Annotated in this window: 10 protein-coding genes; all 10 read left to right on the top strand. The window is 35.4% G+C overall.

All coding sequences use genetic code 11. The features are described from left to right. Positions 1–90 precede the first annotated feature (90 nt). The 10 genes from CUN59_RS04340 (at position 91) to CUN59_RS04295 (ending at position 12589) form a co-directional block, all read left to right on the top strand. Entirely contained in the window at positions 91–1269 is a 1179-nt protein-coding gene (locus tag CUN59_RS04340) for a hypothetical protein (protein ID WP_104386676.1), read from the top strand. Further along, positions 1211–2491 (top strand): vWA domain-containing protein, encoded by a 1281-nt coding sequence (locus CUN59_RS04335; RefSeq protein WP_104386675.1) that lies wholly within the window; start codon positions 1211–1213, stop codon positions 2489–2491. Before CUN59_RS04340 ends, CUN59_RS04335 begins: the two co-directional genes overlap by 59 nt. Positions 2492–2495: 4 nt before the next feature. Further along, a complete protein-coding gene (locus CUN59_RS04330) occupies positions 2496–3788 on the top strand; it encodes a hypothetical protein (RefSeq protein ID WP_104386674.1) in 1293 nt (430 codons plus the stop codon). A gap of 95 nt (positions 3789–3883) precedes the next feature. Continuing rightward, entirely contained in the window at positions 3884–4858 is a 975-nt protein-coding gene (locus CUN59_RS04325; RefSeq protein WP_243406866.1) for an ARC6/PARC6 family protein, read from the top strand. Continuing rightward, positions 4855–6390, top strand: coding sequence for a serine hydrolase (locus CUN59_RS04320; RefSeq protein WP_243406865.1), 1536 nt, complete (start codon positions 4855–4857; stop codon positions 6388–6390). Before CUN59_RS04325 ends, CUN59_RS04320 begins: the two co-directional genes overlap by 4 nt. A gap of 3 nt (positions 6391–6393) precedes the next feature. Further along, positions 6394–7839: a vWA domain-containing protein gene (locus CUN59_RS04315; RefSeq protein ID WP_104386673.1), complete on the top strand. Its 1446-nt coding sequence runs from the start codon at positions 6394–6396 to the stop codon at positions 7837–7839. Between the two features lie 258 nt (positions 7840–8097). After that, a complete protein-coding gene (locus tag CUN59_RS04310; RefSeq protein WP_104386672.1) occupies positions 8098–8481 on the top strand; it encodes a hypothetical protein in 384 nt (127 codons plus the stop codon). A gap of 172 nt (positions 8482–8653) precedes the next feature. Beyond that, positions 8654–10045: a vWA domain-containing protein gene (locus tag CUN59_RS04305; protein WP_104386671.1), complete on the top strand. Its 1392-nt coding sequence runs from the start codon at positions 8654–8656 to the stop codon at positions 10043–10045. A 184-nt stretch (positions 10046–10229) separates the two neighbouring features. Then, positions 10230–10748 carry an FHA domain-containing protein gene (locus CUN59_RS04300; RefSeq protein ID WP_104386670.1) on the top strand — a complete coding sequence of 173 codons (519 nt, stop codon included), beginning with the start codon at positions 10230–10232 and terminating at the stop codon, positions 10746–10748. A gap of 131 nt (positions 10749–10879) precedes the next feature. Next, a complete protein-coding gene (locus CUN59_RS04295; RefSeq protein ID WP_104386669.1) occupies positions 10880–12589 on the top strand; it encodes a PP2C family protein-serine/threonine phosphatase in 1710 nt (569 codons plus the stop codon). The last annotated feature ends 26 nt before the right edge of the window (positions 12590–12615 follow it).

Here is a 12615-nt window from a genome sequence, read left to right as displayed (position 1 = left end):
ACTGTTCCCAGTTAAGAGTTCCCTGTTCCCTCTCCTCACAGACAACTTTTTCAGCAAACCCTATTTAAGCAATCAAAAGATATACCAAATATGAGAATCTACCTTTACATACTAGCCGGCATCACATCAGCCTTAATAGGCTGGAATATAGGTCAATTTTTCCTTACAGACTTGGGGTTATTCACACAGTTTCCCGAAATTACCCTATTTCCCTGTATAGCAGTTTCCCTAGCTTTTGGTATGGTGATGAATGAAATATTTATCAGCAACCCCACCAGACCAAAACGCAGTTTCAAAACTGCACAAAAGCCCCTACTAATAGCCTTGGGATTGGGAATACTTTCTGGGTTAATTGCTGGTATTATTTCCCAAATCCTGTTTTTACCAATTATTCGTGTACCTACTCCCATTGTGAGAACATTAGGATGGTTATTAATTGGTAGTTCTGTGGGAATTGCGGAGGGTTTAAGTTGGTTCTGGTATAGTATCGAAGCGGGGAGTAAAAAACGCTTTCAACAAAGATTAAAAACCAGCGTCATTGCTGGAAGTGGGGCGAGTTTTGCAGCAGCAATTATATTTGAAATCATTCGCCTAATGTTGGGGACAATGCCGGCAGAATTTAAAGGTATAGAAGATCCTATTGGTTTTTCTATTTTAGGTTTATTACTAGGTGGCGTTTTTAGTCTCACCAATTCTCCCAGTTATCTCGCGGCTTTGCGGGCTGGTAGCGGTTTTGAGTATAGGGAAATTAAACCAGAAATTAAACCAGACATTAACCCAGAAATTAACCCAGAAATTAACCCAGAAATTAAGGATCATGTTCAAGACTCGGAACTATCCACAGACTCCCTGACAGACTCACCTACCCTTAACCAATCTTATCCCTACATTAATAAATCGGTGCTTTCTTTTGTCACATCAGATGATGATATTCTGAATGAGGATGAAATAGAAGAGGGTTTATCTATCTCATTACCCGGAAATCAGACAATTACCATCGGCTCAGGAGTTGACAATACTATTTCTATTCCTGGTCTACCTCCCCATGTTGCTGATATTCAATTACAGAACCGGACAACCCTTCTCATTCCCGATCAACAGTTCTTTTATGCCATAGAAATAAATAGTGTCCGTACAAAATCACGAAAGACCATCACTTTGAAGCATAATTATGTATTGACCTTCTACACCATTAATGGAGATGACATCAATGAAGAAAAATATTATCGCTTTGTCTACTACAACCGCTTTTTGGATCCCCAGGCTTAGTCTATCCTTATTGTTGCTTCTGACTCTAGCTTGTCCCAGTTTAGCCCGGGTAAAAAAGGCAGAAATTATTGGTAGTCCCACATTCAAAGATGAGAAAGTAACAATTAGAATTAAAGTCAACAACCAAGAAGATAAGCCCTTAATGGGTTTAGAAGATACTAATTTTAAATTGACCGTTGATAAACAGGAGGTTAAGTTTAAACCTCAAGATTGGAAAAGTCCAGAAGAAACTGTACCCCCTCCCGCTTGGATTATAGTTTTACTAGATTTTAGTGGCAGTATGAATCAAGTAGATAGTGGAGGAACTAAAAAAATAGTAGGTGCTATTAATGCCATTCGTCAATTTACGAAAATTTCTAGTGAACGGGGTGGAAATACCCAAATTTCCATAGTTCCTTTTGGAGAAGCTGGTGGTAAATGTCCCGAATTGCCTGTCAATAAAGAAACTCTGGATAAATTTCTACCTGCCAATGATTTTAAACTGCAAAATAATCTGGATTATTTATCAAGTTTGAGTCCCTGTGCGTCTACAGATTTATATGAACCTTTAACCAAAGCAGTCAGGTTTTTAGGGAATACTAAGGACTCCCGGTTTTACTTACCAGAAAATTCTTCCCAACCACAACCTAGACTATCAATAATTCTCCTGTCCGACGGATATCACAACGCACTTAATGAAGCGACTGATTTTGCAGCTTTAACTAAATTGCTTAAAAAATATCAAAATATTACAGTACATACTTTAGGTTATGGGTTGACACCACAACAATTAGGTGTAAAATATAAATTAGGCAAACCTGCTACTCGTGCTGACTTGAATAGACGTAAAGTACCCGAAGCAGAATTTGTAGACCAAAAAAGACTAGCGGAAATTGCCAAATTAACGGGCGGAATTGCGGAGTTTTCTGGTGATGCGGAAAAGATAGCTGAGAACTTGCAGTTATTTCTGAATGCGTTGTTAGGAGAGTATGAAATTACCTTTACTCAACCCAATGCGGAAAGGGGTTCTAAGCACAAACTTCAGGTGAAAGTGACTTCTCAAGATGGTAAAGCTAAGGAGTCGCAAACCAGAGAATATATTATGCCTGTATTTGGGCGATCGCTGCCTTTGGGAGTACGTCTGATCATGGTGATATCAGTGTTATTGATAGTCATAATTTTTGGAATAGTCCCTTTTCACTACTGGGGAAAATATCTAAAAGCAGAAGCACAAAGGAATTAATTTTATGACGATATTGGGAGAACATCGGCAAATATTTTTATTTTCTTTGAGTTTTTATTTTCTCGCTGCTTGTTCTCAAAATCAGCCGGTAAATCAAGTAATTACTTCCCAATGTCCTACTCAACCGACGGCAGTTTTAGAAACTAACAATGTTAAACCCATTTCTCTGGGTTCTCAAGCTATGAAGGAAACAGGTATGGTGACCAATAATAAATCACTGGGTTATACTTTTACAGCTAAATCAGGTGACAAACTGGTTTATAAAACTAATCAGGATATTTGTATTTGGGTTTATACCCCAGATAATCAATTAATTAATAGTCCTATTTTACCTCTTGATGGTAAATATACTGTTCAAGTTGCTGCTATGGGTGGTTCTACTACCTTTGATTTAGGATTGGAATTAGAGGACAATAATACACAGGCTGTTAATTTATCATCTTCTCCTATTCCCACACCTTTAGAAACAACTCAGGCTTCTATAATTTCCAATTCTAAAACCACACTAACAAGAAAAAAAAGAAATTTATCCACTGTATCAGCAGCAGATATAGATAATAGACCATCACCGGAAATATTTATCAACGATTACTATACAAAACTAAATGAAAACAATTATACAGAGGCTTGGAGTTTTTTAGCAACTGAATTACAGGAAAATTCTATATCTCATCCTAATGGTTATCAATCCTATATAGAATGGTGGGAACAAGTTAATAATATTGATGTACAAGTAATTAGTTCTTCTTTTCAAAATAAAACTGCAAAAGTCAAAGTAAGATGTAAAAATGATTTAAAAAATGGGAGTAAAATTTATGCAAATATTCTATACTACCTGAGATGGAATGAAACGGATAATAATTGGCGAATTATTAATATTCAAGCAATCTCTTCTGCAAGAACATCTAATTTATCTGTAAATGAATCTCAATCTACTCCTTCAGTATCAGATAATGTTAATAGACTATCACCGGCTAAAGCTATAGAAGATTACTATACTAAAATTAATAATCAAGATTATCAAACAGCTTGGGATATTTATCCAACTACAGTCAAAGAAAATAAAGAATTACATCCAGATGGTTACAACTCTTTTATTGAATGGTGGACACAAGTTGATCATGTAAATATTAACAGAGTTAAGATTGAAGAAGAAAATTATGATAATGCTATCGTCAATATTAGCACTCGCTATAAAATGAAAAATGGTAAAGTTTCACCTATTAAACTCAAGTTTTATCTAGCTTGGAATAAAGAAGATCAAACCTGGTATGTTACTCAAATTAAACATAAATAATTTATCAGAAAACATGAAAACCCGTTAATTAATGATAAATCCGCGCCATGATGATGAAAATTAATTCTTGTTTAGTAAACCTGAGATGATTTAATATGTTGAAAAAATTAATTGTTTACTCTACCTGTCTATCACTTATCGGTTGTCAAACCATAGAAAATCCTCTAACCAATGTTTCCTTTAATGCTATCAGTTCCTCCGGTTGTGCTGAGAAACCTATGGTTTCGCTGAGTGAAAAAGATGTAGAAACAGTTGCATTAAATGAAGGTACAATTACTAAATCTGGTCAAGTTAGTGCTAGTAAAAATATTGGCTATACCTTTACAGCAACAACAGGACAGAAATTAAGTTATAGCACTGATGCGGATGTTTGTCTTTGGGTATTTACTCCAGATAATGAAATTCTTAAAGGTGGAGAGTTATCTAAAAACGGTAAATATGTTATTCAAGTTGCTGCACCTAAAGGGGCAAAAACCTTTGATTTAAAAATGAGTTTAGGAGTTTTAGAAACTGCTGCTAATACCCCTACTGTGTTAACCACTAATACTCCTGAAGCAACTCCTGAAAATACTCCTGAAGCAACTCCTGAAAGGACTTCTGAAAGGACTTCTGAAAGGACTTCTGAAAATAATAATTATCAATCTAGTTCAGAAAATAATATCCAACCGGAAAATGATATTTCTCAAGAACAAGCATTAGAATTAATCGAAAAATGGTATGCAGCTAAACCCCGCATATTTGCGCCACCTTTTGATAGAGATTTAGTTAATCAATTAACAACAGGAAACCTATACACGTATACAACTAAAGCGGATGGACCGGTTGCTTGGTTAGAAGAAAATGATGCTTATTATAAATACAATATTTCTGAGGTGAAGCAAATTATTAATTTTTCTAATTCTGGTAGACGACCTTATATAAAAGTTAGGGTTTTTGAAGAAAGGTATTTATATGGAAGGAATGGAATTGACAGAGGGAGTTCAGGTTCTTCTACCAGTAATTTCATTTACATTTTTGAAAAAGAAAACGGAATTTGGAAAATTTTTGATTATAAAAAGGTGGGCAGATGAATAATAATAATAAAACTCACAAAATAATCCGTAAAATAAATACATCGGTTTTGATAAGGAGAATTATTTTCTTATTTTTACTACCGATATCACTATTTGTAGTTGTTTTTAATAAATTTACCCAAAACAAAGCACCGACTAAAATAGTTGACATTAATCAACAAAAATGTCAGGTGATATCACCATTGATATTAACATCTGATATACAAAATTTACATAAGAAAAATACAGCCAACGATAAAACAGCTTGTTTTAGTTTTGAAGGCCAAACTGGAAAAATTATCAACTTTTATTCTGATACTAAGATAATCTTAAAAACACCAGCAAATAAAGAAACTAGTTTTTATGGCAAATATAAATTAATATTACCTGAAAGTGGTAATTATTTGATAATTGTTCCTCCCTATAATGATAATAATGCAAACACTAAAATTTCTGTATCTTCAAAGAATCAAGATATAAATACTATAAAACCATTACAACCTGTACCAACTCCTTCTGTATCTATAGAAGCTTTGATGCCTACATCACAAAATGAAATGAGATTAATTCAGCCTGATGAATACAATTTACAAAATATAGAAAATAAATATGCAACACTAGTTTATAATACTAAACCTCCAGAGTTTAAAAGTAGTGAAAATCTAGATAAAATAGTTAATGATATTGTCAGTTATGTTGAAAATAAAGGTTTACCAAGTGATAAACTATCTGTTAGTTTATTAGAAATAAATCAGCCAAAATTTCCTTATTATGCTGGGTATTTACCGAAAGAACCCAGATTTGCCGCAAGTATAGTAAAATTATTTTGGATGGTTTACTTGTATGGAAATTACAACACTAATAAGTTACAACGAGGAATCATTTCTGAGAAAGATTTAAAAAAAATGATTCAGGATTCAGATAATGAATCCTCTAGTGTGATTGTAGATAAAATCACAGGAACAGAATCAGGTGAATCTTTATCAGGCGAGGAGTTAAAAGAGTGGCTTCAAAGGCGTTTAGCCATGAACTTATTTTTTAAAAATGCTGGTTATGATCCAATTAATGTCAGTCAGAAAGTTTTTCCCACTTCTTATCAAAAAAATGATGCCCCTGTAGGTCGAGATTTACAACTTCGTGATAATGAAATCAACCCTATTCGTAACTATACGAACTCTTATCATATAACGCGTTTATTATATGAAATATATATGGAAAAATCAATTTCTAAAAAATATAGTCGGGAAATGAAAAAATTAATGAAAAGAGATTTATCACCAGTAGCTTGGAAAAATAAAGAATTTAATGCTATTGAGGGTTTTTTAGGTGAAAAACTACCTCAAAATATCAAATTTTATTCAAAAATGGGCTGGAACTTCAAAACTCGTAATGATGCGGCTATTATAGTTAGTCCTGATGAAAAATCTAAATATATATTAGTTGTTTTAGGAGATGACCCAAGTTTTTATAAAGATAAAACATTGTTTCCAGAAATATCACGTATGGTTTACGACAGGATGACCGACAAAGCTAATAAAACATCTAATTAAAAAATGAGAAACTTTAACCCATTTAATCAATTAAAAAATAACAAACCCCTACTATTTGGATTATACGGTGCTAGTGGATGCCTGACAGCCGCAATTCTATTAGGAGAACCATTTTTAGCCTTAACCAAAGCTAAACCAAACTCATCTGCCCAAGCCATAGTTTTATTAGTTGACGCATCCTCAAGTATGAGTGATGGAAAATTAACAGAGGTCAAAACAGCAGCCAGCAAATTTATAGAACGTCGTGACCTACAAAAAGATCAACTGGCAGTAGTCAGTTTTGGACTAGAAATTAAAACCGCCACCCCACTCACAAAGGACGCTAACACCTTAAAAAATGCCATTGATACCTTATCAGAAAGTGGAGGTACACCAATGGCTGAAGGTATCAACGTAGCCATGGGAGAATTACAAACAACCGCATTAGATAAAAACATCATTCTATTTACCGATGGTATCCCAGATGATCCGAATTTTGCCTATAATTCAGCCCTAGCTGCCAGAAACATGGGAATAAAATTAATTTCAGTTGCTACAGGGGATGCAGATATAAATTATTTAACTCAAATTACAGGCGATGGCTCATTAGTATTTTATGCTAATTCCGGTCAATTTGAGCAAGCCTTTCGCAACGCAGAAGCCGCAATTTATAAACAATTAGTTGAATCTGACTCTGGCAAAAACTACAGTATCACTGATTCAGTATTAAGCACGGGTGGTTGGACAGCATTTTTAGCCATGGGAATATCCCTGGCTTTAATTATGGGACAAAATCGCTATATGCGCCTTCCCTTATTAACAGTACGTAAAGGTATTATCAGCACCCTTGGTAGTCTGGCTGCGGGAATGATAGCAGGTGCAACCGGACAAATTGTATTTCTACCTCTTTATAATATAGCTGGGTTAGAAATAATTGGGTATATTGTCGCCTGGGTAATTCTCGGTGCATTAGTAGGAGGAGGGACTAAGTTTTTTGTTCCTAATTTAAAACTGAAAAATGCTTTATTAGGTGGAACAATTGGGGGAGGAATTGGTGGTAGTGGTTTCTTAATTACAGCCAGTATTTTCGGCGATGTTTTGGGGCGTTTATCCGGTACATCTATTATAGGATTTTTCATTGGTTTAATGATAGCTTGGATAGAACAAAAGCAGTTAGAATCACAACCATATTTATTAGTAAATTGGACAGCAACGGAACAAACCACATATTTATTAGGGACAAAGCCAATTTTAATTGGTAGTTCCTTAAATGTAGAAATTCCCCTAAATGCCTCCGATGGATTTACACCGATTACCGCTAGAATCTTTAAAGAAGGAGAAAACATTATCATGCAATTTGATCAAGAGTATGCAGCTATAAAAAACATGAAAAAAACCAGTCAAGATTTAAAAGTCGGTGATACCCGCAAATTAGGACAAATCACTATAGAAGTTAAAGATAAAACGTGAGTATTCAGGGATGATAACCAGATCCCCGACTTCTAAGATAGATCTATCTTTTCCGAATACAATTAATTAAAGAAGTCGGGGATCTTATCCCCTCACCTGAATCCTTACATAAGTAGGTGAACCGAAAAATTTAAAGGTATGTGAAGAAAAGTAAAATCGCCCAAAACTCTCTTCGGTGTTCCCTGCGATGCACTGAGCTTGTCGAATGTTCCCGCTAACCTACTTACGATAAAACTTTTACTGCAAATGGTTAAATAAATGGTTAAATATACATTTAATCTCAAACTTAAAGATTCATCAGCGCAATATACTTACACCTTAGATTTAACCCCAATTCAAGAAGATATGCCAGAACAGATTTTTACCCCCGCCATCAAAGAAGATATCCGCACAACCTTACAAAATCTCAGCCTATCAGCAATTAAAGATCATCAACTCAACAACATTATTCAAACCTGGGTAAAGGATATTAGAGAAGGCTATAGATTTAGTTCTGTGACCCTCAACTTGCGGTTATTAATAGAAGAAAATATTGATAACCTCCAAGAAACAGGAAATCAGGACATACCGAAAATAATTGATCCAGATTTGTCAGATATAGAACCTGAATTTGGTATGCTTCCCACCTTAAATTTTATTTAATTATTTAATTATTTAATTATTTAATTATAGCGGTATGCACTTGAATGAGATACAGAATTTACCTAAAAAACTATACATCAAAGGACTTTCAACCCTGTTCCCTGCGATGCACTGAGCTTGTCGAAGTGTTCCCTGTTCCCTGTTCCCTGCTATATTTAATTAGGAAAGAAAAATGCAGAACAATCTTAACATTAGTATTACTCCCCATCGGGAATTTATGCCAGCAGATACGGCAGCACAAAAATTATTTGTGATGCTGAAATTACGTCCTACTAAAGATGTCGCCACAAGTCGTCCCCCCACAACCTTTACCTTTGTTATTGATACTAGTGGTTCAATGTATGAAATAGTATCAGGAGAGTCAAAACCAACGGGGGTTATTTATCAACAAGATGGTAAAGAATATCAAGAGGCTATAGGGGGAAAATCCAAAATAGATCTAGTCATTGAATCCTTATTAGCATTAGTCCGTTCGGGAAAATTGACCACCAGCGATCGCATTGCCATAGTCCAATTTGATGATAACGCTTCCCAAACTATCGGCTTAACCAGTGCCACAGAAATTAATCAACTAGAAACCGCTATTAACAACCTGAGAAACTTTTCCGGTGGTACACGCATGGGTTTAGGATTACGGCGGACATTTGATATCTTAAGTGAACAACAAATGACAGTCAGACGCGCCCTATTATTTACTGATGGACAAACATTTGATGAAGATCAATGTCGGTCAATTTCTAGTAATTTCGCCACCAATAATATCCCCATTACCGCATTAGGAGTAGGAGAATTTAATGAAGACCTACTTACCCATCTTAGCGATTCTACAGGAGGAAAATTACTTTATATTGTCCCAGGAACAGCCATAGGTACACAAATTTCCATCCTTGATTTACCCAATAAAATCATAGACGAATATAGCCAAGCCCAAGAAGAAGTTATCACCAATCTAGCCCTAACAGTGAAAACAGTTAAAGGAGTAGAACTGACTAGAATTGTTCGCGCTTACCCCACCCAAGCCGAGTTTCCCATTAATCAAGATATTCATCCTTTAGGGAATGCGATCGCTAATGACGAAACCATATTTATCCTCGAATTTACTATTAATAATCGTCCCGCTACTCGTGTGCGTATCGCCCAACTTGGGATCACTTACGACATACCCGGACAAAAAATACGCGGTGAATTTCCACCACAAAACCTAATTATTCAATTCGTTCCCGGACAGGAAAATGCAGCCCAAGTCAATCAAGAAGTTATGGATTATGTCCAACAATGCAACATAGCTAACCTCGTCAACCAAGCTACAAAAATAGCCGAACATGATCCACAAAAAGCCGAACAAATATTAGAAACAGCCCGACGCATGACCATGAAAATTGGTAATAAGGACATGACAGAATCCTTAACCAACGCCCAAGAAGAACTCCGAAAAACCCGAAAAATCTCCGATGGAACTCGGAAAACCGTGAAAATGGGTGCAAAAGGTAAAACCGTAAAAATGGGCGATGATATTAACGAAATGCCTTCAGAAGAGGAAATGCGAAAACTCACAGGAACATAAATAACCAGATCCCCGACTTCTGACATCAATTGATAATTTCTTGATACAAGAATAACCAGATCCCCGACTTCTGACATCAATTGATAATTTCTTGATACAATAGGAAAGAAGTCGGGGATCTTAAAAGAGGATCTTAAAAGTTTTTGAAAAAAAATTAATAATTGAAAATGAGGATAAAAGTATCATGATTACCTGTACAGTTTGCGGTTATGATCAAAATTCAGACAATTCAGAATTTTGTAACGCTTGCGGTTCAGAACTACAAGCCATAATCACACCACAACCAAAAATAGACCCCTCCTTAGCACCTACAGTCATTCAACCAACTACACCACAACCCAACTATCCTCCAATTATCAACACATTTACAAAAGCCAAACTAACATCTAAACAAACAACCGCCCCCATCCCAGAATTTATCCTAGATAATAACGCCATTGTGGGCATATTTGACCCAGACACAGGACCAGTAGAAATTGATTTAGAAACGTTTTTTGGCGGAGAAACAGTATCTCGTAATCATGCGGAAATTTATCAAGAACTAGGAACATGGAAAATCAAAGACTTAGGTTCTACCAATGGAGTATTTATCAAACCCCCAGGACAAACTCGCTTTAGTGCCAGAATTACCATACCCACCTCCTTAAACTCAGGTGATGAAATAGCATTTGGTAAAGTTAGATTTCTCTTTCAAACTATCTAAAACATCAAAAAAATTTCCTGTGATACCATATTTAGCCCCCCAAATCCCCCAAACTTTGGGGACTTGGAAATTCTGATTCCCCCAGAATTGGGGGTTAGGGGGCATTAAAACCTGATACTGATTGCGAATCTATGAATGACAATACAAATCAAAATCCACTAATAATTAAAGAAAACATCTGTTTTCAAATAGATAACCTGCAAATAGAAATCATCTCCTATTTAGGACAACTCACACCTGATATTTATTACTTTCAAGTCAATATCATATCTGAAAAACCAGGTTTACTGAGAATAGGTGCAACTAACAGCGCACTCAACCAAGAACTAGAACTGAGAAAAAAACTAGGTGATTATAAACTAGTAACCGAACTACTTGCACACAGCCAAGACAATATAACTATTGACATTAAACCCCAAAATATCCCAGAAATTGAAACTATCTTTTCTCCTATTCCAGAAATAGATACAGCCTCAGAATATTTGCAAAAAGAATATTTAGAAGATGAATATTATCCAGAAACAGAAATTAACACCAATATATCACATCAAAAACTTCTCCTTATTACCTACCTTCCCAAGGAAAATCAGACCCTAGAAACTTGGCTAAAAACCGAACATTCTTTAGAAGAATCAATATTTTTAACCAGCCAAATATGTCAATTATGCCGCTATCTTCATCAAAGAGGATGGTGTTTTATCAATATCCTTCCCCAATTTATTCAAATGGGAACACCTATACAATTTTTCGACCTTACTAGTGCCTATCCCTTGGGTGAAACTCTCAATTCTGGGTTAATAGGAACTTATTGCGCTCCCGAATTAGCATACTGTAAAAACCCCATTCACGAAACAATGAGTAGTTATACAGTTGCAGCATTATTATATCAGATAATTCACAAACAAACCCTATCAACAGACCAAACCATAGAAATAGAAATTAGTCCCATTCCTATTATTTATCAAATTCTCAAAATTTGTTTATCTTCCCTACCAGAAGAAAGATTTCCCCTAGAACAACTATTAAAAATATTAGTTCACACCCGCCAAAACATTAGCACACCCAACATTAACTGGCAAATAGCCAGTAGTTCTACCGTTGGACTATCAATAAACCGTTTACAAAATGAAGATAACTATGGCATCAAACAACAGAAAATCAGTGATAGAGAAACCATCCTCTTAGCTGCGATCGCTGATGGTATGGGGGGAATGTCTCAAGGCGAATTAGCCAGTCAATTGGCAATAAAAACAGTTTTAGAAACACCCATATTTTTCCAAAATCAAACCATAGAACAATACCAGGAATGGCTAGAAAACCTATTTGTTCAAGCCAACGAAACAGTATCAAATCAACTTAAAGATGGAGGAACAACCCTCAGCGTCATATTTGCCATATCCGAACAATTAATAATTAGTCATGTTGGTGATAGTCGCATTTACTTACTACGTCAAGGGCAAATAAAACAACTCAGTCAAGATCATTCTCTAGTTGCCATGTTAGTAGCCAGTGAACAGATTACAGAAGCTGAAAGTTTAGAACACCCAGAGAGAAATGTTCTCACAAAATCCATCGGCACAAAACGTAGATTAAGCGATGGTTACGTCCAAAATTTAAAACAAACCACTCCAGAATTATCTATGCAGTTAGAACATGAAGATATTATATTACTATGTTCTGATGGGGTTTGGGACTTAGTGCCTAAAAACGAACTGGCGGAAATTTTCACCCCTGATCAAAACCTACAAAACTCAGTTAATTTGACTATTAATAAAGTTTTAGAACGTGGCGCCTCTGATAACGCTACCCTTTTAGCATTACAATTTTTAGTCAATTTATAGATCCCCGACTTCTTAAAGAAGTCGGG

This window comes from Cuspidothrix issatschenkoi CHARLIE-1 (assembly GCF_002934005.1).
GTDB classification, from domain to species: Bacteria; Cyanobacteriota; Cyanobacteriia; order Cyanobacteriales; family Nostocaceae; genus Cuspidothrix; species Cuspidothrix issatschenkoi.
This window is presented reverse-complemented; position numbering and strand designations above follow the sequence as displayed.